Source organism: Phytoactinopolyspora limicola, assembly GCF_011320225.1.
GTDB lineage: Bacteria > Actinomycetota > Actinomycetes > Jiangellales > Jiangellaceae > Phytoactinopolyspora > Phytoactinopolyspora limicola.
Genome location: NZ_JAAOEN010000007.1, coordinates 159539 through 183242, shown reverse-complemented (window position 1 = coordinate 183242; position 23704 = coordinate 159539). Strand labels below are relative to the sequence as shown.

Annotated in this window: 23 protein-coding genes and 1 riboswitch; of the genes, 19 read left to right on the top strand and 4 right to left on the bottom strand. The window is 68.2% G+C overall.

Annotated elements, in window-relative coordinates:
- Positions 1 to 110: 110 nt before the first annotated feature.
- The 5 genes from G8760_RS17945 (at position 111) to G8760_RS17925 (ending at position 5034) form a co-directional block, all read left to right on the top strand.
- The gene (locus tag G8760_RS17945) at positions 111 to 1559 is read left to right on the top strand and encodes an FGGY-family carbohydrate kinase (protein ID WP_166353694.1); all 1449 of its coding nucleotides are present in this window, start codon (positions 111 to 113) and stop codon (positions 1557 to 1559) included.
- 78 nt (positions 1560 to 1637) lie between these two features.
- On the top strand, positions 1638 to 2684 hold the full coding sequence (locus G8760_RS17940) for a 2-hydroxyacid dehydrogenase (RefSeq protein WP_166353691.1): 1047 nt from the start codon (positions 1638 to 1640) through the stop codon (positions 2682 to 2684).
- Positions 2685 to 2785: 101 nt separating this feature from the next.
- Positions 2786 to 3451, top strand: a complete 666-nt coding sequence (locus tag G8760_RS17935) for a DUF47 domain-containing protein (protein WP_207782469.1) — start codon at positions 2786 to 2788, stop codon at positions 3449 to 3451.
- Positions 3452 to 3539: 88 nt separating this feature from the next.
- Entirely contained in the window at positions 3540 to 4499 is a 960-nt protein-coding gene (locus G8760_RS17930) for an inorganic phosphate transporter (RefSeq protein WP_166353689.1), read from the top strand.
- A gap of 79 nt (positions 4500 to 4578) precedes the next feature.
- Positions 4579 to 5034 (top strand): YdeI/OmpD-associated family protein, encoded by a 456-nt coding sequence (locus G8760_RS17925; protein WP_166353687.1) that lies wholly within the window; start codon positions 4579 to 4581, stop codon positions 5032 to 5034.
- Positions 5035 to 5053: 19 nt separating this feature from the next.
- Here G8760_RS17925 and G8760_RS17920 read toward each other — a convergent pair whose 3' ends face one another.
- The gene (locus tag G8760_RS17920; RefSeq protein ID WP_166353685.1) at positions 5054 to 5569 is read right to left on the bottom strand and encodes a flavodoxin family protein; all 516 of its coding nucleotides are present in this window, start codon (positions 5567 to 5569) and stop codon (positions 5054 to 5056) included.
- 153 nt (positions 5570 to 5722) lie between these two features.
- Between G8760_RS17920 and G8760_RS17915 the strand changes: the two genes are divergently transcribed.
- From G8760_RS17915 to G8760_RS17905, 3 genes are read left to right on the top strand one after another with little or no spacing between them, the layout of a single operon-like run.
- Entirely contained in the window at positions 5723 to 6100 is a 378-nt protein-coding gene (locus G8760_RS17915) for an ArsR/SmtB family transcription factor (protein WP_207782468.1), read from the top strand.
- Positions 6097 to 8085 carry a heavy metal translocating P-type ATPase gene (locus G8760_RS17910; protein WP_166353683.1) on the top strand — a complete coding sequence of 663 codons (1989 nt, stop codon included), beginning with the start codon at positions 6097 to 6099 and terminating at the stop codon, positions 8083 to 8085. Before G8760_RS17915 ends, G8760_RS17910 begins: the two co-directional genes overlap by 4 nt.
- Before the next feature lie 9 nt (positions 8086 to 8094).
- Positions 8095 to 8730, top strand: a complete 636-nt coding sequence (locus tag G8760_RS17905; RefSeq protein ID WP_166353681.1) for an alpha-ketoglutarate-dependent dioxygenase AlkB family protein — start codon at positions 8095 to 8097, stop codon at positions 8728 to 8730.
- Between the two features lie 86 nt (positions 8731 to 8816).
- On the opposite strand, the gene G8760_RS17900 is transcribed toward G8760_RS17905, so the two are convergent.
- Positions 8817 to 9605 carry an alpha/beta fold hydrolase gene (locus tag G8760_RS17900; protein ID WP_166353679.1) on the bottom strand — a complete coding sequence of 263 codons (789 nt, stop codon included), beginning with the start codon at positions 9603 to 9605 and terminating at the stop codon, positions 8817 to 8819.
- An 85-nt stretch (positions 9606 to 9690) separates the two neighbouring features.
- Here G8760_RS17900 and G8760_RS17895 point away from each other — a divergent pair, with 85 nt between their 5' ends.
- The 5 genes from G8760_RS17895 (at position 9691) to G8760_RS17875 (ending at position 15385) form a co-directional block, all read left to right on the top strand.
- Positions 9691 to 10407 (top strand): TetR/AcrR family transcriptional regulator, encoded by a 717-nt coding sequence (locus tag G8760_RS17895; protein WP_166353677.1) that lies wholly within the window; start codon positions 9691 to 9693, stop codon positions 10405 to 10407.
- Positions 10408 to 10523: 116 nt separating this feature from the next.
- Positions 10524 to 11195 carry a TetR/AcrR family transcriptional regulator gene (locus tag G8760_RS17890; RefSeq protein WP_166353675.1) on the top strand — a complete coding sequence of 224 codons (672 nt, stop codon included), beginning with the start codon at positions 10524 to 10526 and terminating at the stop codon, positions 11193 to 11195.
- 101 nt (positions 11196 to 11296) lie between these two features.
- Positions 11297 to 13030, top strand: a complete 1734-nt coding sequence (locus tag G8760_RS17885; protein ID WP_166353673.1) for an ABC transporter ATP-binding protein — start codon at positions 11297 to 11299, stop codon at positions 13028 to 13030.
- Positions 13027 to 15009, top strand: coding sequence for an ABC transporter ATP-binding protein (locus G8760_RS17880; protein ID WP_166353671.1), 1983 nt, complete (start codon positions 13027 to 13029; stop codon positions 15007 to 15009). Before G8760_RS17885 ends, G8760_RS17880 begins: the two co-directional genes overlap by 4 nt.
- 1 nt (position 15010) lies before the next feature.
- Positions 15011 to 15385 (top strand): VOC family protein, encoded by a 375-nt coding sequence (locus tag G8760_RS17875; protein WP_166353669.1) that lies wholly within the window; start codon positions 15011 to 15013, stop codon positions 15383 to 15385.
- Between the two features lie 28 nt (positions 15386 to 15413).
- On the opposite strand, the gene G8760_RS17870 is transcribed toward G8760_RS17875, so the two are convergent.
- The gene (locus G8760_RS17870) at positions 15414 to 16592 is read right to left on the bottom strand and encodes a cytochrome P450 (RefSeq protein ID WP_166353667.1); all 1179 of its coding nucleotides are present in this window, start codon (positions 16590 to 16592) and stop codon (positions 15414 to 15416) included.
- Between the two features lie 42 nt (positions 16593 to 16634).
- On the bottom strand, positions 16635 to 17312 hold the full coding sequence (locus tag G8760_RS17865; protein ID WP_166353665.1) for a phosphotransferase: 678 nt from the start codon (positions 17310 to 17312) through the stop codon (positions 16635 to 16637).
- Between the two features lie 214 nt (positions 17313 to 17526).
- On the opposite strand from G8760_RS17865, the gene ppk2 reads away from it, so the two are divergent.
- From ppk2 to serA, 6 genes are all read left to right on the top strand, one after another.
- Positions 17527 to 18309 (top strand): polyphosphate kinase 2, encoded by a 783-nt coding sequence (gene ppk2, locus G8760_RS17860; protein ID WP_425502352.1) that lies wholly within the window; start codon positions 17527 to 17529, stop codon positions 18307 to 18309.
- A 239-nt stretch (positions 18310 to 18548) separates the two neighbouring features.
- Positions 18549 to 18642, top strand: a riboswitch (TPP riboswitch).
- A 62-nt stretch (positions 18643 to 18704) separates the two neighbouring features.
- The gene (thiM, locus tag G8760_RS17855; protein ID WP_166353663.1) at positions 18705 to 19508 is read left to right on the top strand and encodes a hydroxyethylthiazole kinase; all 804 of its coding nucleotides are present in this window, start codon (positions 18705 to 18707) and stop codon (positions 19506 to 19508) included.
- A complete protein-coding gene (thiE, locus tag G8760_RS17850; RefSeq protein ID WP_166353661.1) occupies positions 19505 to 20212 on the top strand; it encodes a thiamine phosphate synthase in 708 nt (235 codons plus the stop codon). The genes thiM and thiE overlap by 4 nt, the downstream gene beginning before the upstream one ends.
- Positions 20213 to 20216: 4 nt before the next feature.
- Positions 20217 to 21032, top strand: a complete 816-nt coding sequence (thiD, locus tag G8760_RS17845; RefSeq protein ID WP_166353659.1) for a bifunctional hydroxymethylpyrimidine kinase/phosphomethylpyrimidine kinase — start codon at positions 20217 to 20219, stop codon at positions 21030 to 21032.
- Between the two features lie 161 nt (positions 21033 to 21193).
- Positions 21194 to 21859 (top strand): TenA family protein, encoded by a 666-nt coding sequence (locus G8760_RS17840; RefSeq protein WP_166353657.1) that lies wholly within the window; start codon positions 21194 to 21196, stop codon positions 21857 to 21859.
- A 196-nt stretch (positions 21860 to 22055) separates the two neighbouring features.
- A complete protein-coding gene (gene serA / locus G8760_RS17835; RefSeq protein ID WP_166353655.1) occupies positions 22056 to 23645 on the top strand; it encodes a phosphoglycerate dehydrogenase in 1590 nt (529 codons plus the stop codon).
- Positions 23646 to 23704 lie beyond the last annotated feature (59 nt).

Here is a 23704-nt window from a genome sequence, read left to right as displayed (position 1 = left end):
CCGCCTCCCCAGTCCCGGTGATCATTGGCTTTTGACAACCGGATCCGGTAGTCAAAAGCCAATGATCACCGGGACTGGGGAGGCGGACGAGGGAGTTCGAGGAGGCGTCCATGTACATCGGGGTCGACATCGGCACCACGCTGACCAAGGCCGTGGGGTACGACCCCGGCGGCACGCCGCTGAGCGAACACAGCGTCCGCACCGAACTGCACCACCCCGGAGGCGGCCGGGTAGAACAGGACATCGAGGCGGTGATCGCCTCGGTCGCCCAGGTGATCCGGGCGGTGGCGGCCGACCTGCCGGTGGCTCCTGAGCTGGTCGCGTTGACCGGACAGGGCGACGGATGCTGGCTGCACGATACGGACGGGCTGCCGGTGCGCCCGGCGGCATCCTGGCTGGACGCGCGGGCGTCGGACATCGTGCGCGAGTGGGACCGTGACGGCACGGCGGACCTGGTACTGCAACGCACCGGCGGGATGCTGTTCCCGGGTGCGTCGGCGGCGATCCTGGCCGCGCTGGACCGCGACGAGCCGGAGGTACTCGACCGGGCGACGACGGCCACCCACTGTGTCGGTGTGGTGTTCCGGCGGCTGACGGGGGAGCGGGCCATCGACGTGTCCGACGCGTCGTACCCGTTCCTGAACCCGTTCCGCGGCGAATACGACACCGAGGTGCTACGCGCCGTCGGTCTCGACCAACGCGCGCACCTGCTGCCGGAGGTGATCCGCCCCGGCGGCCCGTCGGCACCCCTGGATAGCACCGGTGCGGAACTGCTCGGCCTGCCGGCCGGCACGACGGTCAGCGCTGGTCCGTATGACCTGCTGGCGGCCGCCCGGGGCAGCGGCATCGTCGACCCCGGAGATGGGTTGCTGATCGTCGGGACCACTCTGGCCTGCCAGGTGGTGACCACCGACCCGGCGCCGATCCCGCACCGGGCCGGACTGCTGCTGGGTATGTGGGAGCCCGGGCATTGGATGCGGGCGATGCCGGCCATGGTGGGGACCGCGTCGCTGGACTGGCTGCTCACCACCGTCGGTGCCAGGGTGAGTGAACTCGGTGGCTTGATCGATGCCTCGCCGGCGGGCGCGAACGGGGTGCGGGTGTTGCCGTATTGGTCGGAGTCGGGGGAGCGGGCGCCGTTCGTCGAAGCTGCGGCCCGTGGCCGGATCGACGGGCTGCACTTGGGCACCACCCGCGCGGACCTGGTGCGTGGGTTGTGTGAGGGGTTGGCGTTCGCCGCCCGGCACTGTTTCGAGGCCGCGGGGCTCACCGGGCGGCTGGCGGTGTGTGGTGGCGGAGCGCAGAGTGCGACGTGGATCCAGTTGTTCGCCGACGTACTCGGCCGGCCGCTCGAGGTGGTGGACGTGGCACAGGCCGGGGCCTACGGCGCTGTGCTCTCGGCGCTGGACGAACGCGGTGATGCGGTGGATTGGCCGATTCCGCGGCGCGTCGTCGAACCGGAGCCGACGGCGCGTGAGCATTACGACGCCGCGTTCGCCGACTACGTCGATCGCGTCGAGCACGCTCGTGCCCACTGGACAGCACACCCCCTCCGGTGATCATTGGCTTTTGACCACCGGAAACGGTGGTCAAAAGCCAATGATCACCGGGAACGAGCACAGATGATGAGGAGCAAGATGGGTGAGCCACGACGGGTCCTGCTGGCGGGAGACCACTTCGTCCGCAACGACATCCTGGCGGACCGGCTGAACCGAGCGGTCTCCGCTGACCTCGACCTTCGGTCCATCACCCTTCCATGGCCGCTAGAGCCATTCGGCCGGGTGAGCGAGGTGGACGAGGCCTCCGACGTCGAGGACACGATGCTGGAGCAGTTGACCGACGCCGAGATCGTCATCACCCAGATGGCGCCGCTCACCGAACGGGTCCTGGCCGCCGCACCCGCGTTGCGCCTGGTGGTGTGCACCCGTGGCGGGCCAGTGAACGTGAACGTCGAGGCGGCTACGGCGAGGGGGGTCGCCGTGTGCAACACGCCGGGCCGCAACGCCGTGGCGGCCGCCGAACACGCCATCACCCTCATGCTCGCCACCGTGCGCGCTATCCCGCCCGTACACAACAGCGTCGCCGCTGGTGAATGGCGCAGTGACCTGTATGCCTACGACGCATGCGGCGCGGAACTCGGCGGCGCCACCGTGGGGTTGATCGGGCTGGGGGCCATCGGGCGCCGGGTGGCGCGGATCCTGCGGGCCTTCGATGCCACGGTCATTGTGTCCGACCCGTTCGTCGATCCGGCGACGCTGCCCCCGGACGTCCGCCTGACCGACCTCGACACCCTGCTGGGCAGCAGCGATGTTGTCTCGCTGCATGCCCGCCTCACGCCGGATACGGCGAACATGATCGACCGTGCCCGGCTCGCGACGATGCGCCCGGGGAGTTACCTCGTGAACACCGCGCGGGGTGGCCTAGTCGACTACACAGCGGTGGCCGATGCGCTCCGCGATGGCCATCTCGCGGGTGTTGGCCTGGACGTTTTCCCAGTTGAGCCGCTGCCGCAGGACTGGCCGTTGTTGGGTTCCGATCGGGTGGTGCTGACACCACACCTCGCCGGTGCCACCCGGCAGACCGCCCATCGGGCCGCCGAGCTGGCCGCCGAAGTGGTGGCCGCTTATCTGGCCGGCAGCGAGCTGCCCGGCCTGGTGAACTCGGATGTCGCGTGGAGAACATGACGTCTCGGTGGGTATGAGGTGACGTAGGCCACTACGGCGATCGCTGGGAGATGGTAGATAATAGGTTAATCAAAGGTGAACAAAAGTTGAACGGAATCTGAATGACTGTTGAGACGAGGTCGGCGATGAAGGCACCATGGCGACGGTTGCGGTCGTCGTGGCGGGCGCGGGGGGACTCACACCTGTCCGGAGCGCTTACCGGGCAGGTGCATGCTGCCCTCGAAGGTGCCGCCTTGGCTCAGGCAATGGTGAACAAGAAGGTGAACCCGGCCGATGCGCGGTCGCAGATCGCCGAGATCGAGCATCGGGGCGACGAACAGCGCGCGGAGCTGGTCGAACGGCTGTCGCAGACGTTGGTGGCCCCTCTTGATCGTGAGGACCTGTTCCGGCTCTCCCGCTCCATCGACGACGTCCTGGATACTATCCGCGACTTCGTCCGCGAAGCCGACCTCTACCAGATCGAGAAACGGAAGACGTATCGGCCGTTCCTGGACGACGTGGTCGGGGCCATCGAGTCACTCGACGAAGCCGTCGACGCCCTCTGGAGTAAGCCCCACCGGGTCCCGCTCAAGGCGCTGGAGGCGAAGAAGGCGGCCCGAGGCATCAGCCGCGGCTACCAGGATGAGTTCGCGAAGATCATCGACGGCACCGTCTCGCCGCAGGCGCTCAAGCACCGGGAGCTGATCAAACGGCTCGACATGGTGGGTATGCGCATCAACGATGCCGCCGACGTCTTGACCGACGGAGCGCTCAAGCGCGGCTACTGAGGCTCATCGGCCGGCGGCCGTCGGCAGTTCAACTCTCGTCCAGGTGTAGCGGCTTGGCCACGGTGGTCCGGCCAGAACGAGGAGGATCGTGGCGCCCGAGCTGCTCGTCGCCGTAGCGGTCGCGTTCGTGATCGTCACCGGAGCGAATGATGGTGGCGCGCTGATCGCACCAGGGTTGAGGGTGCCGGGGTTGTCGGTGTCGGCGAGTCTGGCGTTGCTGGTCGCCGCGCTGGTGGCGGTGCCGCTTTTGGTGACCACCGCGGTTGCCGGAACCATGCTCGGTTCGATCGTGCCGGGCGACGGTGACGGTACTACCGCGGTGGGGATCGGCTTCGTGACGGCCGTGGCGGTGGTGTCCGTGCTGGCCTGGCTCGGCTTGCCCACCAGCTTGACGCTCGCGGTGATCGGCGGCATCGCGGGGGCCGGCCTCGGGAGCGGGCTGGTGGTCGAGTGGAGTGCACTCATGCGGGTGCTCGCCATCGGTGCGGCCGCGCCCGTCGTCGGGATGGTGCTGGCGCTAGTGGTGTCGAAGGTGTGGCGGTCGCTGAGGGGTGGCTCCTACCTGTCCACCATGCGGCGGGCGCACGTGGTGGCGTACGCGGCGCAGTGTGTGGCCTACGGGGCCAACGACGGTCAGAAGGTTCTGGTGCTGTTCCTCGCCGCCAGCGTCGCGGCTGGTCACGGTGCCGCGGTGGCGTGGTGGGTTTACTTGGTGGTGGCGGCGGGGTTCGCCGTTGGTGCTCTCCTGGGGTTGCCGAAGGTCGCCCGAACGGTGGGCAACGGCATTCTCAGCACGCGGGCCACCCACACCGTCACGGCTGAGCTGTCGGCCGCGGCGGCGGTGCTCGGCAGTGCCGCGGTGGGTACCCCGGTCAGCATGACGCAGTCGATCGCGGGTGGTCTGCTGGGTGCCGGTGTTCACGACAGCGTGCGCCGGGTGCGCTGGCGCGTCGTCCGGAATCTCGCGATGGCCTGGCTGGTGACGTTGCCGGTGAGTGCGGGTCTGGCGGCGCTCGGTGGTGTGGTGGTCGCCGCGGCGACGGGCTGAACGGGCGAGGTATACCGATCTGAGAGATAAACACCGTGGTTCGCCTGACGAATCGTCAGTGGGCGTGCACAATGTACGTGTGTTAGGGCACGCGTTCGACGCCGTCCTGGTGGGTCAGGACGATGGACCGGGGTGCGGCTTCGAGTTGCCGTTCAACCCTCGGGAGGTATTCGGCAAGGCTCGCGCTCCGGTGCGGGTCTCGGTCGACGGTGGTGCATGGTTTCGCACCACCGTCGCGATCTATGGCGGCTCGGGCTGGATTGGGCTGCGCAAAGACCAACGCGTCGAGTTCGGGGTCGACGTCGGAGACGCGGTGCGGATACGGATCGCGCGAGACGACGAGCCCCGGTTGGTCGAGGTGCCGGCCGAGTTGGAGGCCGCGCTCGCCGCCGATCCGGAGGCAAAGTCGGCCTTCGATGCGCTCTCTTACTCTCACCGCAAGGAATATGCGGGCTGGGTCGCGGAGGCGAAGCGTCAAGAGACGCGCGATGATCGTGCGGCGAGAACCGTGCAGAAGCTGCGGGCGTCCGCCTGAGTGTTGCCTGCGCCGACGTTCATCGGCTCATGGGTACGTGGTCGCCGAGTTCGTGGCCCCACTCCCGCGCCCGGTCCTCTTCACCTGCGGTGAGGGGGCCGGTAACCCCGTCGACGTTGAAGCTCTGTGGTCGGGAGATCATCGTCAACCCCAACCGGCGGAGCCGACGGGCGGTGGCATGGGCCGCCGAGCCAGGTAGCCGTGGCCGGCGTGCCTTGGTGTCGAAGCTGGCCGCGGCCAGCGTCGTCGTCGGTGGATGTAGTGTGGCCAGCCACTCCCGGATCCCCGTGCCGGTGGAGACGAGGCCGTCCGGCGCCTGGCGAGCAGCTTCCTGCCGGGTGCTCGGCCGGCTCATGCCGAGGGCGTGGGTGGGGCCGCCCACGACGATCAGGTGAACGTCGGGCCCGATGTCGGTCGGCGCATCGTTGACTTCGACGATGTCCACCACCATGGTCGAGGCGAGTCCGGCGGCGATCGCCTCGGCGATCGAGCGGGTGTGGCCGAACATCGATTCGTAGACGACGAGTGCACGCATGACGGGTGACTCCTTCGGAGGGCGCTCAAGGCCCCGGTGTGGTCGATTCGATTCTGCGATCCGGCATGGTGTCGACCCAGGGGCGAAGGACCCGCCTTGGCTGGCCGTCCGACCTCAGTGCTCTTCATCGCCCTCATGGAATATCATCACGATATGGCGATTGATCAGACGGCTGAGTGTGTAGCCGGCGATGCGGATATCGGGGCGGCCGAAGCGTTGTTCCACAGCCTCTCCGACGGCACCCGGCTCGCCATCGTGCGCCGGCTCGCCGTCGGAGAGGCGCGGGTGGCCGACCTCGTCGCCCAACTGGGCCTCGCCCAATCCACCGTGTCCAAACACGTGGCCTGCCTGCGCGACTGTGGCCTGGTAGACGGACGTCCCGAGGGGCGGCAGGTGTTCTACTCGCTGGCTCGGCCAGAACTCCTCGACGTCCTCGCCGCGGCTGAAGCCGTGCTCGCCGCCACGGGCAACGCCGTCGCCCTGTGCCCCAACTACGGAACCGACAGCCGGGGCCTGGACGGGCCACGATGAACGACGGCTGTGGCTGCGGGAACGTGGCCACGTCGCCAACCAACCGCGCTGAGACCTGCTCGGATGGCGGGGAGGGCGGGGAGCAGGCCGAGTCCGGACGTTTGTGGCAGGTCCGGGAGATCCGGTTCGCGGCCGTGGCCTTGGTGTTGCTGGCCGCCGGATATGCCGCCGGGTGGGCCGGGCTGTCCGAACCTGTGGAGCTGATACTCAAGGCCGCAGCCCTGGTGGTGGCCGGCTCGACGTTCATACCTGCGACGCTGCGCCGGCTGGCCCGCGGCACCATCGGCGTCGGCACCTTGATGACGATCGCCGCGACGGGTGCGGTGCTGCTAGGTGAGGTAGGCGAGGCGGCCACCTTGGCGGTGCTCTTCACCATCGCCGAAGGGCTCGAGGAGTATTCGATCGCCCGCACCCGTCGAGGGCTGCGAGCGCTCCTGGACCTCGTACCCGCCCGAGTGCGGGTGAAGCGGGCCGACGGCGAGCAGAGCATCAGCCCAGCCGACCTCGCCGTCGGGGACACGGTGGTGGTTCGCTCGGGGGAGCGGGTGGCGACCGACGGTGTGCTCGTCGCGGGCCGGACCAGCATGGACACCTCGGCGATCACCGGCGAGTCGCTGCCGGTCGAGGCTGGCCCTGGAACCGAGGTGTACGCCGGCTTCATCAACGGTACGGGGGTGGTGGAGATGACGGCTACCGCCACCGCGTCGGACAACTCGCTGACCCGCATCGTGGCCATCGTGGAGGCCGAGCAGTCGCGCCGAGGTGCCGGTCAACGCCTCGCCGATACCATCGCCCGGCCTCTGGTGCCCGGTGTCATGGTGGCGGCGGCGGTCATCGCCATCGTGGGTTCTCTGCTCGGTGACCCAACAACCTGGATCGAACGTGCCCTGGTGGTTCTCGTGGCGGCCTCCCCGTGTGCGTTGGCGATCTCCGTGCCGGTGACCGTCGTCGCCGCGATCGGTGCTGCCTCCAGGCACGGCAGCCTGATCAAGGGTGGGGCAGCGCTGGAGGCCATGGGCCGGATCCGGACCGTCGCACTGGACAAAACTGGGACCCTCACGGGTAACCGGCCGGCCGTCGTCGAGGTCGTGGCCGTTGCCGGGTACGACGTCGAGCATGTTCTCGACGTGGCCGCCGCCCTGGAGGAACGGAGTGAACACCCACTGGCGCAAGCCGTGCTCGCCGCCGCCTCGCCCCTCCACCCCGCGCACGACGTCGAGGCGGTCACTGGGGCCGGGCTCACCGGAACAATTGAGACCCGCCCAGTACGGCTAGGCCGCCCAGGGTGGATCGACGCCGGACCGCTGGCCAGTGACGTGGACCGACTACAGCGCGCCGGGGCCACCGTCGTACTGGTCGAGGAGCAGAGGGTGGTCATTGGCGCCGTGGCGGTGCGCGACGAACTCCGCCCCGAGGCTGGCACGGTGGTGGCGGCGCTGCGCGGCGCTGGTTACCGCGTGGTCATGCTCACCGGCGACAACCACACCGCAGCGGCCGCGCTAGCTCGCGAAGCCGGTCTCCACCCCGGTGCTGTCCACGCCGACTTGCGCCCCGAGGACAAATCCCGGATCGTCGCGGAGCTCCGCACCGGTGGCCCGGTGGTTATGGTCGGCGACGGTGTGAACGACGCCCCCGCGTTGGCCGCGGCCGACGTGGGTATCGCGATGGGCGCCATGGGGGCCGACGTCGCCGTCGAGACCGCGGACGTCGCGTTGATGGGCACGGATCTGCGTCACCTACCCCGCGTTCTGGATCATGCACGCCGCGCGCGGGTGATCATGTGGCAGAGCGTGGGCCTGTCACTGGCCATCATCGCGGGTCTGGTGCCGTTGGCGCTGGCCGGAGCCCTCGGGCTGGCGGCAGTGGTCGTGGTGCACGAGGTCGCGGAGGTTGTGGTCATCACCAATGGCATCCGAGCCGGGCGTGCTCGCCGCCTTGGGCTCCGCGACCGCCAGCGTCGGAACATGCGTTCGAATGTGGTGTAGGGTCAGGCTATGTCGATTGCCTTACAGCCGTCGCTGTTCGATGCCGTTGCCGACGAGGTTCACGTGTCCGCACTCGCCGGTGTGGTGCAGCGCACGGAGCTCAGCTCGGGTGCCTGGGTCGACGTCCGCCCAGGGTGGGTTTCTGGCGCCGACGAGCTGTTCGCCCGGCTTGCCGCGGACGTCCCGTGGCGGGCCGAGCGTCGACAGATGTACGAGCGGGTGGTCGACGTTCCCCGGTTGGTGTGCTGGTACGGAGAGGGTGTGCCGATGCCGCATCCGTCGCTGGACGCCGCCCGTACCGCATTAAACGGGCACTATGGGGCCGAGCTGGGAGAGCAGTTCCGCACTGCCGGGTTGTGCTTCTACCGAGATGGCCGGGACAGCGTCGCCTGGCACGGCGACACCATAGGTCGCGGTCAGCGTGAGGACACCATGGTCGCCATCGTCTCGGTGGGGGAGCCTCGCACGCTCCTACTTCGGCCCCGAGGTGGTGGCGGGCAGGCACTTCGCTACCCACTTGGGCATGGCGATCTGCTGGTGATGGGTGGTTCATGTCAGCGCACGTGGGAGCATGCTGTGCCGAAGACGGCCCGGCCGGTCGGGCCACGGATCAGCATCCAGTTCCGCCCGCGTGGTGTTGCCTGATCGCGTCGAGGGCGCAACGATTGTCCTGCCACGATGGGTCCGCCGTCGGCGGGTCTCTGTCGACCGGGGCACCGGTTCGTTCTTGGTCACGCGATGAGGAACTCGCGGAGCACGGGTGCCAGGGGCTGGGGCGCACTCGTGTGGCTCAGGCCGCCCACCTCGCGGTATCGGCCAGCGGGCAGGGCATCCGCGAGGGCCTTGGCGACGTGTCGTAGTTCCGCCGGACTTTCGTCGCCCGCCACGACCAACGTTGGTGTGTCGACCATGCGCGCCGTCCCTCGCGGGATCGTGCCGTCCCCCATGGAGGCATTGTCATAAGCAATGGTCGGCGCTGCGCTCTCTAGGGTCGACCACACGGGAGATTCGCGCATGCCGGTGATCACCTCCGGCGGCATCATGTACGACAAGAACCGTTCAACAGCGGCTCCGTGTTGCCCAGCCGCCAGCATTTCGTCGAGGATGGCATGCTCGTTGTTCACCTCGGCCGGATCGCCGAACTCCGCCGTAAAAGGCGGCTCGAACAGGACCATTTTGATGACCGCCGACCCTCGTGCGGCGGCATGAAGGACCAGTGCCGCGCCGGAGGAGATGCCGTAGACGAATGCCGTCCCACCGGCTACGGCGATGAGCGCATCAAGGTCTTCGATTTCTCGGTCGACGTGAAACGGCTGTTTATCGCCGCTGGCGCCGCGGCCGCGCCGGTCATAGGCGTACACGGTGAAGTGTGGTGACAGCACGTCGACCAACTCGGCCGCCGGGCCGAAGCCGTAGGAGCACAGGGCCCCGTCGACCACGATCAACGGCGGCCCGGTGCCTGATCGGTAGTAGGCGATCTGAGTGCCATCAGCCGAGGTCACCGTGGTGGTTGCGTTCACCGTCGTGCTCCTTAAGGTCGCTCCGGAGAGTACTAGACTGTACAGTACTCTCCTGAGAACTAGACTGTCTAGTACTATCTGAGTCATGGGTGAACATGTAGTCGATGCTGGCCGGGCCGTCGAGGACGGCGGGCGCGCCGGAGTAGGCACTGATCCAGGCCCTCGGGCGGCGCCGGAAAGGGGGCGCTCGGCGCGCAAGCGGCAGGCGATTCTCGACGCCGCGTGCACTGTCTTCCTCCGCGACGGATACGGCGGCACGAGCATGGATAACATCGCCGCGTTGGCGCGGGTCTCCAAGCAGACGGTGTACAAACATTTCGCGGACAAGCAGCGGCTGTTCACCGCCGTGATCGACGGCGTCATCGATGCGGCTGAGTCTGACGGGCAGGAGATGTTGGATGGTCTCCTCACCTCTGGTGACCTGGGGGAGCAGTTGCGGCACTACGCGCGCCGGCACCTCGCGGTGATCATGCAGCCGCACATCGTTCAGATGCGACGGGTCATCATCGGTGCCGCCGACCAGTTCCCCGAGCTGGCGCGGAGTTGGTACGAGCGCGCCCCGGCTCGCGGACGCGCCGCGTTCGCCGCGCTCTTCAGCGAGCTGGCCCGGCAGGGACGGTTACGTGTGTCTGACCCGGAGTTAGCGGCTGAACATTTCAACTGGCTGATCCTGTCTATACCGCTCAACCGGGCGATGTTCCGAGTCGACGACGAACCGCCCGCGGTGGCCGAACTCGACTACTACGCCGACGAAGGGGTGCGGGTCTTCTTGGCGGCCTACGCTCCTGCCCTGTCCCGGTGATCATTGGCTTTTGACTACCGGATCCGGTAGTCAAAAGCCAATGATCACCGGGACAGGGGCGGGAAGGTGGGGAGGTTTGGGTTGTGAGTGAGTTCTCACTCATTTAGGATGATGGCGTGACGGACCAGCACCCACCGACGGCTCCGGGCTCCGGCCGACGCCAGCGCGCCAAGGCGCTGCCCCCCGAGGAGCGGCGGCACGCCATCATCGCCGCCACCGTGCCTCTGGTACGCCGGCACGGCTTCGACGTCAGCACCAAGCAGATCGCCGAGGCCGCCGGTATCGCCGAAGGCACCATCTTCCGCGTCTTCGAGGACAAGGAGGTCCTGCTCCGCCAGGCCATCCAGGCTGCCATGGACCCGTCCGCGCTGGTCGAACAGCTCCGGGAGATCGACCTCGACGCACCCCTGGAGGAGCGCCTGGAGGCGGTCGCCGCGCTCTTGCAGGAGCGGATGGTCACCATGTTGGAGCTGGCCAGCGTCATCGGCCGGGCCAACTTCCCGGAAACGGATGCCAAACGGCATCTCGAGGATCACGAGCGATGCACCGCGATCATGGCCGGGATGCTCGAACCGGACCGGCACCGGTTGCGCGTCGAGCCCGCCGAGGCGGCCCGACTCCTGCAGATCGTCGCCTTCGGCGGCTCCCATCCGCGCCTCGCCAGCGGGCCGATCATGACACCCGCCGGAATCGTCGACCTCTTGTTGCACGGTGTCGCCAGGTGGCCACATGACGACGAGACCACCTCCGCGCCGAGAGCCGAGCAGCGCGCTGGCCGGTCGCCGTAACCCAGTAGACCGGGTTCCGGCGCCAGCCGCGGCCCACCATCATCACGGCCCGGGAGTGTTCGCCCCGCCGCCGCACGCACCACCACGTCTGGAGTTCCACCATGCTCGTCCACCTGCTGCGGACCTACCTGCGCCCCTACCGGCGACAACTCGCCGCCGTGGTCGCCCTCCAACTCGTCGGCACGCTCGCCGCACTCACCTTGCCCAGCCTCAACGCGGACATCATCGACCACGGAATCGCTCAGGGCGATACCGGCTACGTCGTCTCCACCGGCGGATGGATGCTGGTCGTCACACTCGTGCAGGTCGTCACCATCATCGCGGCGGTGTATTACGGCGCGCGGGTCGCGATGGCGTTCGGGCGCGACGTGCGGGCCGCGGTCTTCCACCAAGCGTCGGCGTTTTCGGCGCGGGAGATGGGCCAGTTCGGTGCGCCGTCGCTGATCACCCGCAACACCAACGATGTGCAGCAGGTGCAGATGCTGGTGATGCTGACCACCACCATGCTCGTCATGGCCCCGATCATGGCGATCGGCGGGGTTGTCATGGCGCTGCGCCAGGACGTGGGGTTGTCGTGGTTGATGCTCGTGAGCGTCCCCGTGTTGCTGGTGGGTGTGCTGCTCGTCGCCCGCCGGATGATCCCCCAGTTCCGTGCCATGCAGCAGCGTATCGACGTGGTCAACCGGGTCCTGCGAGAACAGATCACCGGCGTACGGGTGGTGCGGGCATTCGTCCGCGAACCCTACGAGGCCGACCGCTTCGCCGACGCCAACGAAGCGTTGACTACCACCGCGCTTCGGGCCGGTCGGCTGATGGCGCTGATGTTCCCCTACGTGATGCTCGTGCTCAATGTGTCCAGTGTGGCCGTGTTGTGGTTCGGCGGGATACGGGTCGACGACGGTGCCATGGAGATCGGGGCGCTGACGGCGTTCCTCACCTACCTGATGCAGATCTTGATGTCGGTGATGATGGCCATGTTTATGGTGGTCATGGTGCCGCGGGCCGCGGTGTCGGCGGAGCGCATCAAGGCGGTCCTGGACACGTCGTCGTCGGTGGTCACAGCGTCGGACCCGGTCACCAGCCTTCCCGAACAGGTCAGTCTCGAGTTCGACGGAGCCGGTTTCACCTTTCCCGGCGCCGACGAGCCGGTGCTGCGCGACGTCACCCTTCAGGTGCGGCCAGGCAGCACGCTCGCCGTGGTCGGCAGTACTGGAGCGGGAAAGACAACGCTGATCAGTCTGGTGCCGCGGCTCATCGACGCCACCGCCGGTGTGGTGCGGGTCGGTGGTGTCGACGTGCGCCAGCTCGACCCTGAGACCTTGCGCCGCCGCATCGGACTGGTCCCACAGAAGGCGTACCTGTTCTCCGGCACCATCGCCAGCAACCTACGGCACGGCCGGGCCGACGCCACCGACGACGAACTCTGGCAGGCCCTGGAGGTGGCCCAGGCCGTCGACTTCGTCCGTGCGATGCCCGAGGGCCTGGACACGCCACTCGGCCAAGGCGGCACCAGCGTCTCCGGTGGTCAGCGGCAACGGCTGGCCATCGCGCGGGCCCTGGTCCGCCGCCCCGACATCTATCTGTTCGACGACTCGTTCTCCGCCCTCGACGTCGCCACCGACGCCCGCCTGCGCGCCGCCCTGCGCCCGTATATCGCCAACGCCGTCGTCGTCACCGTCGCCCAGCGGGTGTCCACGGTCACCGCCGCCGACCAGATCGCGGTCCTCGATGACGGTGCCGTCGTCGGCGTCGGCACCCATGACGAGCTAATGGCCAGTTGCCCGACCTACGTGGAGATCGTCGAGTCGCAGCTCGCCGTGGAGGACCTGACATGAGCCGAACCGGAACCGACAGCCCCGCCCGGCCCGGTCCGGCCGCGCCCGGCGGACGTGGCCCCCTCGGCATGGGGGCTATGGCCGCCGCCCCGCAGAAGCCGCTACAGTTCGGGCCGTCCGCACGTCGCCTGCTCGGCCGGCTGCGGCCCGAGCGGACCGGCGTGGTGTTGGTGCTCGCTCTTGCCGTGGTGAGCATCGCGCTCAACGTGCTGGGGCCGCGGGTGCTCGGCCACGCCACCGACCTCATCTTCTCCGGCGCCATCGGCCGGCAGCTGCCCGACGGCGCCGCCAAGGACGACGTGGTCGCCGGGCTGCGTGCCGACGGTCAGGACACGTTCGCCGACATGCTCACCGGCATGGACGTCGTCCCAGGGCAAGGTGTTGACATCGACGCGCTGCGCTGGGTGCTCATCGGGGTGCTGATGATCTACCTCGGTGCGTCGCTGTTCGCCTGGCTACAGGCCTACCTGGTCAACGAAATCGTGCAACGCACCATGTACCGGCTGCGGGCCGACGTCGAAGCCAAACTGAACCGGCTGCCGCTGCGGTATTTCGACACCAGCCCGCGCGGTGATGTGCTGAGCCGGGTCACCAACGACATCGACAACGTCTCGCAGACGATGACGCAGACCATGAGTCAGCTGATCACGTCGCTGCTCACCGTGCTGGGTGTGTTGACCATGATGGTTCTCATATCACCGCTGCTGGCGTTGATCGCGCTGGTGACGGTGCCGCTGTCGGTGATCGTCACCGCCGTGATCGCGAAGCGGTCGCAGAAGCAGTTCGTCGCCCAGTGGAAACACACCGGTGATCTCAACGCCCACGTCGAGGAGTCGTACACCGGTCACGCGCTGGTGACGGCGTTCGGCCGGCAGGACGACGTGGAGCGCACGTTCCGCGCCAAGAACGAGGAACTGTTCGAGGCCAGCTTCAAGGCTCAGTTCATCTCCGGGATCATCCGCCCGGTGTTGATGTTCCTCGGCAGCCTCAACTACGTCGCCATCGCCGTGGTCGGCGGGCTGCGGGTCACGTCCGGATCGATGACGCTGGGTGAGGTCCAGGCGTTCATCCAGTACTCCCAGCAGTTCACCCAGCCGTTAGCCCAGCTGGCGTCGATGGCCAACCTGCTGCAATCCGGTGTGGCATCCGCCGAGCGGGTGTTCGAGCTGCTCGACGAACCCGAGCAGGAACCCGACGCGGCGCGGCCGGTGGCCATCGACGCGCCGCGGGGCCGGGTGGAGTTCGACGACGTGTCGTTCAGCTACGACCCTGACGCGCCTTTGATCGAGAACCTGTCGTTGACGGTGGAGCCAGGGACGACGGTGGCGATCGTCGGGCCTACCGGCGCCGGGAAGACCACTCTCGTCAACCTCATCATGCGGTTCTACGAGCTGCAGGGCGGTCGGATCCGGCTGGACGGTGTCGACGTCACCGAGCTGACCCGGGCCGACCTGCGCTCCCGCATCGGCATGGTGCTACAGGACAGTTGGCTGTTCGGTGGCACGATCCGGGACAACATCGCCTACGGCGACCCGTCGGCGTCCGATGAACAGATCGTCGCCGCGGCGACGGCGGCCTACGTGGACCGGTTCGTACATTCGCTGCCGGACGGCTACGAGACCGTGATCGACGAGGAAGGCGACAACCTGAGCGCGGGCGAGAAGCAGCTGATCACCATCGCCCGGGCGTTCTTGGCCAACCGCGAGATCCTGATTCTCGACGAAGCCACCAGTTCGGTCGACACCCGAACCGAGGTGTTGGTGCAGGAGGCCATGGCGGCCCTGCGGTCGGGGCGGACCAGCTTCGTCATCGCCCACCGGCTGTCGACAATCCGCGACGCCGACGTCATCCTGGTGATGCGGGCCGGGCGGATCGTCGAGCAGGGGTCGCACGCCGAACTGCTGCGTCGGCGCGGAGCGTACTACGAGCTGTATGCGAGCCAGTTCACCCAACCCGTGACCGAAGGGGAGACACCCTGACATGGCCAAACTGGACGAGATCACGATCGATTGCCGGCACGCACCGTCGCTGGCCCGGTTCTGGGCCGGGGCACTCGACGGGTACGACGTGCTCCCCTACGACGACGCGGAAGTCGAACGGCTGGCGAGTTTGGGGCTGACGCCGGACACCGACCCGACCGTGTCCGTAGGCGGTCCGGGTCCGATGCTGTTCTTTCAGCAGGTCGACGAGCCGAAGGTGGTCAAGAACCGGCTCCATCTCGACGTGGTCGCCGCCGATCGCGAAGCCGAGGTGGAGCGGCTCGTCGAGCTTGGGGCGTCGGTGCAACGGCGGCATGAGCGGTGGACGGTCATGCTCGATCCGGAAGGCAACGAGTTCTGTGTGGCGGCTGGCTGACGCTGCGCCCACCGACGCCTTGATCGACCTATGCCGGCGACGCGGTGGTCACCGGCAGGTCCCGCAAACCCCGGATGACGAACTCGGCGCGGCGTCGGGGCATTCCGGCGAGGCGCAGGCCGGGCAGGTCGCGGGACAACGCGCGTAAAGCCGCGGCTACCTCCACCCGGGCCAGCGGGGCGCCGACGCAGTAGTGGATGCCGCCACCGAAGCCGATGTGCGGGTTCGGGTTCCGGGTGATGTCCAGCGTGTCCGGCGCGGTGAACACGGCGGGGTCACGAGCGGCGGCGCCCAGTAGCGCGGCGATCTTGGTGCCCTGAGCTACCCGGTAGCCGGCGATCTCGACGTCCTCCTTCGCGGTGCGCTCGAAGAGCTGGAGTGGAGAGTCGAACCGGATCAACTCCTCCGTCGCCGATTCGGCCAGCCCCGGGTCGGCCACCAGCGCCTCCCACTGCGAACGGTGCCGGAGCAGCGCGTACACCCCGTTGCCGAGAACGTTGACGCTGGCCTCGTGCCCGGCCATCAAGAGCAGCACGGCCGTGCCCACCACCTCGTCGGTGGTGAGGCCGCTGCGGGTGAGGTCGCTGATGAGATCCGGGCCGGGCCGTCGTACCCGTTCCCCGGCCAGCTCATTCAGGTATCGAGCGAACTGGGCGGCGGCGTGTTCGGCGCTGTCGCGCTGCTCGTCCGGTGCACCGTACTCATACATCTTCACTATCGCGTTCGACCACGGGACCAGGTTCGGCCGGTCGGGAGCGGGGACGTCGAGCAGTTCGGCGATCACCTCCACCGGTAACGGCTGCGCGAGATGCTCCAGCAGGTCGGCCTGGCCGTCGGTCTCGATCTGCCGGGTTAGGCCCGCGACCATGTCCGACGCCAGCTGCTCCACGCGGGGGCGCAGCCGTTCGACATGTCCGCGTTGGAAGGCCGTCGACACCAGCCGACGCAGCCGGGTATGGGCCGGTGGTTCGTTCTCCAGCAGCGAATTCCGGTGCAACATATTAAACGCCGCGAACCGGTCGGCAGGTTGTGCGTCGGACCAGAGCCGGCCGAGACCGCGGTGACGCAGGACCGCCGACGCGGCTGCGTGTGACACCGCGACCGCGAGGCCGAGTCCGTCGTGCCAATGGACCTCACCCCGGCGACGCAGCCGGGCGAAGTACGGGTAGGGATCGGCGAGGAACTCCGGGTCACGCGGGTCGAACATGATGTCCGACCGTATCGTGCCGGACGGATCTCCGGCGCGGCCCTAGCTGTCGGACTGATCCGGCGTTCGGTGACCGAACAGTTGGTGCAGCATGGCCACGGCCGACGGCAGGGCAGCGTGCTCGGCTGGAGTGAGGTTGGCATCGGCGGCCCGTCGGGTGGCCGCCGCGGCGATCATCTGCCGGGGTGGCGGGGCGACGCGGGTGGTGAACGATTCGAGAAACGCCGCGGCCAGCTCGGCATGCGGGCCGGGGAGATGTACCACCTGCGCCAGGATCACCGCGGTGACGGCGACGTCGAGGTCGGGAGGACCATCGGTGGCGTGCGGCCAGTCGATCAGCACCGGACCGTCCGTTGCCATGATGACGTTGTACGGATGCAGGTCCAGGTGGAGGAGGCGGTGCTCGGGTGCCTGGGATCGCAGGGCAGGCACGTGATGGACGTCGTGGTGCAGGGAGGCGAGGGCAACGGCGCCGTCATCAATGGGTAGGGCGCCATTAACCATTGCGTCCACCATCGTCGGGCCGTCGATACGTTCCATCTCCAGGTCGCCACCAGCCACCCGATGCACCTCGGGCACCCGGACTCCGTGCTGACGGGCGTGCCGCATGACGAGGGCCTCGTCGCCGACAGAGCGGTGGCCGTTGCGATACCGGCGTAAGACCCGCCCGTCGCCGACATCGTAAACGTCGGCTTCCCGCCCCGACGCCAGCAGCTTCATCGCACCATCGTCGCAGGCGGTGCGTGGGTGGTCGATCCGGCGAGTGGGTGACGGCGACGTCAGCGGGAACGTTAGGGTCGAGACAACAGCATTAACGTGTACCGATGGCGGGGGCGCCGCGCAGGGGCCGTACGCCGGCGAGGAGGGCCTGGTGTCCGTCACCAAACGCAGCTCGGACGCGGCCGCGGCAGCACAGCCGGGCGATCGTCGGCGGCTGAAGAAGAAGCTGTACGAAGCCGAGCTGATCCGACTCCAGAGTGAACTCGTAAAGCTTCAGGAATGGGTCCGGGTGGAGGGGATCCGGCTCGTCGTGATCTTCGAGGGCCGAGACGCCGCCGGGAAGGGCGGGGTCATCAAACGGGTCACCCAGTTCCTGAACCCCCGGATTGCCCGCGTCGTCGCGCTACCTGCGCCGTCGGACCGCGAGCGCACCCAGTGGTACTTCCAGCGCTACATCCAGCACTTGCCGGCGGCCGGCGAGCTGGTGCTGTTCGACCGCAGCTGGTACAACCGGGCCGGCGTGGAGCGAGTGATGGGTTTCTGCACTCCCGAGGAGTACATGCGCTTCTACCGTGAATGTCCCATCTTCGAGCGGCTGCTCGTCGAGGACGGGATCCTGCTGCGTAAGTACTGGTTCTCGGTGAGCGACGAGGAGCAGGAACGTCGCTTCCGGTCCCGGCTGGAAGACCCCATGCGACGGTGGAAGCTCTCGCCGATGGACGTCGAGGCGGTCCAGCGCTGGGAAGACTACTCCCGAGCCAAGGACGACATGTTCGTTCACACCGACATCGCCGAGGCACCGTGGTACGTCGTCGAAAGCGACGACAAACGCAGCGCCCGGATCAACATGATCGCCCACCTGCTCTCCACCCTCGACTATCACGAGGTGAAACAGCCGGAGATAGAGCTGCCGCCGCGGCCAGAGTCCACGGGCTACCAGCGCCCGCCGCATGAGCTGCAGAACCACGTTCCGGACCACGCGGCCACCCTGGAGTGAGCGCACCGAGTGGAGTTGGTGCGCGGAGTGGAGTTGGTGCGCGAACGGAGTGCCATCAGTGTCGCCAGAGCAACACCTCCGCCGCTCCGTCGCTGCACCAGCTCCACTCCGTTCACCAGTTCCGCTCCGTTGCCACATCCAACCCCGGGGCAGCGTGGCGGGCGGTGGTGGCGTGGCGGGTTTGGGCACAAGGCGGCGTATTGCCCGTCGTGCCCGATGAGGTAGGTTGGAATCACGAAACCGATCGGCCGGGGTGCCTCGCGCGAGGCTGAGATCACACCCGCCGAACCTGATCCGGGTCATGCCGGCGCAGGGAGCCGAATCGGGGGTGCGGACGTCACCTCGAACCAGACGCACCACCTCGCAGGCTCCCTCCCGGTGGGAAGGAGAGCGCTATGTCCGCGCTGGTACCGGCCGACGTCTGGACGGTCTTCGACGCGGTGCGCCGCCGGGGGCCGCTGGTTCACAATCTCACCAACTACGTCGCCATGGATCTGTCGGCCAACGTGCTGCTGGCGGCAGGTGCGTCGCCGGCCATGGTGCACGCCCGTGAGGAGGCTGCCGAGTTCGCCGGTATCGCCGACGCCGTCGTCGTCAACATCGGCACGCTGTCGGCGCCGTGGGTGGAGTCGATGTTCGACGCCGCCCGGGTCGCGGCTGAGCGCGGCATCCCGTGGGTGCTCGACCCGGTAGCCGCCGGGGCGACGGGGTACCGCACCAAGGTGGCGGCGGATCTGCTGGCCCTGCGGCCCACCGTGATCCGTGGCAACGCCAGCGAGATCCTCGCCCTGGCCGGGGCCAGCGCCCGCGGTAAGGGTGTGGACAGCACCGACCAGTCCTCTGATGCCATCGACGCTGCTCAGGAGCTTGCACGTCAGAGCGGCGCAGTGGTGGCGGTGACGGGGTCGGTGGACGTCGTCACCAGCATTGACCGGACCTGGCGAGTTGGTGGTGGACACCCGCTGATGGCCAAGGTCACCGCCATGGGGTGTGCCGCAAGCGCCGTCGCGGGTGCCTTCGCGGCGGTTCACGAGGACCCCCTGGTGGCGACCACCGCGGCACTGGCCGTGTTCGGCCTGGCGGGGGAGCGGGCCGCGGCCGAAGCCGCCGGACCCGGTTCGTTGCGCTGGCGGATCCTCGACGAGTTGCACACACTTGACGAGCCGGCTGTTGTTCATGGCGTCCGGGTCGCGCCATGACCGTCCTCGACCTTCGCCTGTACGTCGTCACCGATCCGGCGCTGACCCCACCGGAGCGGCTGGCGGAGATGTGCCTGGCGGCGGTGCGCGGCGGCGCCACGCTGGTTCAGCTGCGCGACAAACACGCCAGCGACGACGAACTTCTGCGCCAGGCCAGCGAGTTGCGCGATGTGCTCGCACCGGCCCGCGTTCCGCTGGTGGTCAACGACCGCGTTCACGTGGCCGAACGGGCCGGGGTCGGGGTCCACGTGGGGGTCACGGATACCACCCCGGTGCTGGCCCGCGCCACGTTGGGTCGCGGCGCGGTGGTTGGTTGGTCGATCGAGGACCCGCAGGGGAACGACGTGGAGCAACTAGCGGCGTGCTCCTACGTGGCGGCCAGTCCCGTCTGGTCCACACCAACGAAGACCGACACGGCGGCACCGCTAGGGCTCGCCGGGGTGGCGGGGCTGCGCCGGACGACCGATCGACCACTCGTCGGCATCGGCGGGATCAACTCCCCGGAGCGGGCAGCGGCGACCATCCGGGCCGGGGCCGACGGCGTCGCGGTGGTGTCGGCGGTCTTCGGCGCCAGCGACCCGGAGCTGGCGGCCGCCCGGCTACGGGACGCCGTCGACGACGCGCTGACGGATGAACAACGACGACGCCCGCTAGAGCGCACGTCAGTCCATGACGATTCACCGATCACGTCGAGCAAGGAGTGACGCGATGATCCCCACCGTCCTGTCCGTGGCTGGTTCGGACCCGTCCGGCGGTGCCGGCATCCAGGCCGATCTCAAAACGTTCTCCGCACTCGGTGCCTATGGCGCGGCGGCGCTGACCGCGCTGACCGCGCAGAACACTCGTGGTGTGACGGGGGTGCTGCCGGTGTCGGGGGAGTTCGTCGCCGACCAACTGGCGGCGATCTTCGAGGATCTCGACGTCCGCGCCATGAAGACCGGCATGTTGGGCGGCCCGGACGTCGTCGACGCCGTTGTGGAGGCGATCGAGCGCTACCGGGTGCGGCAGGTGGTGGTCGACCCGGTGATGGTGGCGACATCGGGTGATCGGCTCGTCTCCGAAGAGACCGTCGAGGCGATCCGGGAGCGTCTGGTTCCCTTGGCGACGGTGATTACCCCCAACTTGCCGGAGACGGCGGCGCTGCTCGGATGGGACGACGTCCCCCCGGACCGGATGGCGCAGGCGGGCGCGGCGCTGCGGGAGCAGGGGGCGGCGGCGGTCGTCGTCAAAGGTGGGCACGATGGCGGCCCGGAAGCCATCGACGTGCTGGTGGACGACGGCGGCGTACACGAACTGCGGGAACTTCGGGTGGCGACGAAGAACACCCACGGCACCGGCTGCACCTTCGCCTCGGCGATCGCGGTTGGCCTCGCCTTCGACCGGCCGTTGGCGCGGGCCGTCGCCGACGCCAAGCGGTACCTGACCGATGCCCTGCGTGCCGCCGACACCCTTCACGTCGGCGGCGGTTATGGGCCAGTGCACCACTTTCACGCCCTCTGGACACCTCGCCCCCGTGATCGTTAGCGGATTTCGGCCCCCAGGCCGGGTGATCGTCGCCGGGATTGGGTCGCTATCGCGACACGAAACCGGCAACGATCACCCGGCCTGGGGGCCGAAATCCGCTAACGATCACGGGGATATGCCGACCGACGCACCCAACCGAGAACAAGGAGTGACACAGCAGCATGGGATTCTCCGCCGATGCCTGGAACCGGGCCAAACCCTGGTACGACGCCATCCTCGCGCACCCGTTCGTCCGGGAGCTCGGTGACGGCTCACTCGATCGCAAGGTGTTCCTGCGATACATGATCGACGACGCCCACTACCTGGCCCGCTATTCGCGCGCGCTGGCGACGACGGCGGCGCGGTGGCCGGAGCCGGACGGTGCCGCGGCCATCGCCCGGTTCGCCGCTGGCGCCGTCGACGCCGAGCGGTTGCTCCACGCGTCGTTCTTGGACGAGGCCGGCATAGAGCTCAGCAACCTCGACACCGAACCGACCCCCACCTGTCTGGCCTACGTCCACTCCCTGCAGGCCGACGCCTCGCTGGCGCCGGTGGGCGTAGCGATGGCCGGGCTGCTGCCGTGTTTCCGGATCTACGCCGAGGTGGGTCAGCATCTGGCCGGCGCCCTCGCTGAGCGTCCGGACCACCCGTACGCGGCGTGGCTGGCGACGTACGGCGACCCGGAGTTCGCCGCGGACACGCGACGCGCGGAGGCGCTGGTGGACAACCTCGCGGAGGTCGACACCACCAACGTGGAGCAGATGCATCACGCGTATGCTCGTGCCTCGAGGTTCGAGTGGATGTTCTGGGACGCGTCGTATCAAGGCGAGACCTGGCCGATGCCGTGAGCTGGTGCCGTCGTACCGAGTGAGGTTCGCGGCAGGTGTGGCTCGCGCCGGGTGAGGTCCATGTCCGGCCCCGGGTGGTGTTCGGCGGTCGCGGCCAGGAAACGCAGCGGTTACAATCAACTGCGACCGGGCTCAGTGTCGCGCTCGCCCTGATGCACGCAGTGGACGCACGACACAAGAAGAGGGTGTAAACCACGTGAGCAAGCCCGTCGTACTGATCGCCGAGGAGCTATCGCCGGCCACGGTCGAGGCGCTTGGCCCGGACTTCGAGATTCGGCACACCACCGGCGCGGATCGCGCGGCGTTGCTGCCGGCCATCGCCGATGTCGATGCCATCCTGGTCCGCAGCGCCACCCAGGTGGATGCCGAGGCTATCGCCGCCGCCAAGAACCTCAAGGTCATCGCCCGGGCCGGAGTTGGCCTGGACAACGTCGACGTGAAGGCCGCTACCCAGGCCGGCGTCATGGTCGTCAACGCCCCCACGTCCAACATCACCAGCGCCGCCGAGCTCGCCGTCGGGTTGCTGCTGGCCACCGCCCGCAACATCGCGCCGGCCAATCAGTCGCTCAAGGGCGGGGAGTGGAAGCGCAGCAAGTACACCGGTACTGAGCTGTACGAGAAGACCGTCGGCATCGTCGGGCTCGGCCGGATCGGCGCGCTGGTCGCTCAACGGCTGGTTCCGTTCGGCGCCGAACTCATCGCCTACGACCCCTACGTATCCACCGCGCGGGCTGCTCAGCTCGGCGTGCGTAGCGTCACCCTCGACGAGCTGCTGGTCAAGAGTGACTTCATCACCGTGCACCTGCCGAAGACACCCGAGACGGCCGGGCTGATCGGCGAACGTGCGCTGACGAAGGTCAAGCCGACGGTACGGATCATCAACGCGGCCCGTGGGGGCATCGTTGACGAGCACGCGTTGGCGATGGCGCTGAAAGAAGGACGGGTGGCCGGCGCCGGCATCGATGTGTTCGCGTCGGAGCCGTGCACCGAGTCGCCCCTGTTCGAGTTCGAGTCGGTTGTTGTTACCCCGCATCTGGGTGCGTCCACGGCGGAGGCGCAGGAGCGGGCCGGCATCTCGGTGGCCAAGTCGGTGCGGCTGGCATTGGCCGGTGAGCTGGTGCCGGACGCGGTGAACGTCAAAGGTGGTGCGATCGCCGAGGACGTCCGTCCCGGGGTGCCGCTGGCTGAGAAGCTGGGCCGGATCTTCACCGCGCTGGCCGGTGGGGTCGCCGCGCAGCTTGACGTCGAAGTACGCGGCGAGATCGCGGCACATGACGTGAAGGTTCTTGAGTTGGCGGCGCTGAAGGGTGTGTTCGCCGACGTCGTCGAGGAGCAGGTCTCCTACGTCAACGCGCCGGTGATCGCGGCCGACCGCGGCGTCGAGGTGCGCCTGATCACCAACGAAGACTCACCGGACTATCGCAACGTCGTCACCGTGCGCGGAGTGATGTCCGACGGGCGGACGGTCTCGATCTCGGGAACGTTGTCCGGGCCGAAACACGTGGAGAAGATCGTCGAGGTGTTGGGTCACGACATCGAGGCGTTCCCCAGCGAGCACATGGCGTTCTTCCGCTACGTCGACCGCCCGGGTGTGGTCGGCACGGTTGGGCGTATCCTCGGCGAGGCCGAGATCAACATCGCGGGTATGCAGGTCAGCCGGGACACCCGGGGTGGGCATGCGCTGGTCGCGATGACCGTCGACCAAGCCATTGCCGGTGCCCCGATGGAGAGCATCGTGGAGGCTATCGGCGCGGAGTGGGGCCGCACGGTCGATCTCGACGACTAACCATGGAGGTACGGCCGGGACCCCTTGGTGTCTCGGCCGTACCTACATGATCGAGAATC

Excerpts from the sequence above, each read along its gene's own strand:
- G8760_RS17945 (WP_166353694.1), top strand. The coding sequence starts at position 111 with ATGTACATCGGGGTCGACATCGGCACCACGCTGACCAAGGCCGTGGGG.
- G8760_RS17940 (WP_166353691.1), top strand. The coding sequence starts at position 1,638 with ATGGGTGAGCCACGACGGGTCCTGCTGGCGGGAGACCACTTCGTCCGC.
- G8760_RS17935 (WP_207782469.1), top strand. The coding sequence starts at position 2,786 with ATGACTGTTGAGACGAGGTCGGCGATGAAGGCACCATGGCGACGGTTG.
- G8760_RS17920 (WP_166353685.1), bottom strand. The coding sequence starts at position 5,569 with ATGCGTGCACTCGTCGTCTACGAATCGATGTTCGGCCACACCCGCTCG.
- G8760_RS17915 (WP_207782468.1), top strand. The coding sequence starts at position 5,723 with ATGGCGATTGATCAGACGGCTGAGTGTGTAGCCGGCGATGCGGATATC.
- G8760_RS17910 (WP_166353683.1), top strand. The coding sequence starts at position 6,097 with ATGAACGACGGCTGTGGCTGCGGGAACGTGGCCACGTCGCCAACCAAC.
- G8760_RS17905 (WP_166353681.1), top strand. The coding sequence starts at position 8,095 with ATGTCGATTGCCTTACAGCCGTCGCTGTTCGATGCCGTTGCCGACGAG.
- G8760_RS17895 (WP_166353677.1), top strand. The coding sequence starts at position 9,691 with ATGGGTGAACATGTAGTCGATGCTGGCCGGGCCGTCGAGGACGGCGGG.
- G8760_RS17885 (WP_166353673.1), top strand. The coding sequence starts at position 11,297 with ATGCTCGTCCACCTGCTGCGGACCTACCTGCGCCCCTACCGGCGACAA.
- G8760_RS17880 (WP_166353671.1), top strand. The coding sequence starts at position 13,027 with ATGAGCCGAACCGGAACCGACAGCCCCGCCCGGCCCGGTCCGGCCGCG.
- G8760_RS17875 (WP_166353669.1), top strand. The coding sequence starts at position 15,011 with ATGGCCAAACTGGACGAGATCACGATCGATTGCCGGCACGCACCGTCG.
- G8760_RS17870 (WP_166353667.1), bottom strand. The coding sequence starts at position 16,592 with ATGTTCGACCCGCGTGACCCGGAGTTCCTCGCCGATCCCTACCCGTAC.
- G8760_RS17865 (WP_166353665.1), bottom strand. The coding sequence starts at position 17,312 with ATGAAGCTGCTGGCGTCGGGGCGGGAAGCCGACGTTTACGATGTCGGC.
- thiM (WP_166353663.1), top strand. The coding sequence starts at position 18,705 with ATGTCCGCGCTGGTACCGGCCGACGTCTGGACGGTCTTCGACGCGGTG.
- thiE (WP_166353661.1), top strand. The coding sequence starts at position 19,505 with ATGACCGTCCTCGACCTTCGCCTGTACGTCGTCACCGATCCGGCGCTG.
- thiD (WP_166353659.1), top strand. The coding sequence starts at position 20,217 with ATGATCCCCACCGTCCTGTCCGTGGCTGGTTCGGACCCGTCCGGCGGT.
- G8760_RS17840 (WP_166353657.1), top strand. The coding sequence starts at position 21,194 with ATGGGATTCTCCGCCGATGCCTGGAACCGGGCCAAACCCTGGTACGAC.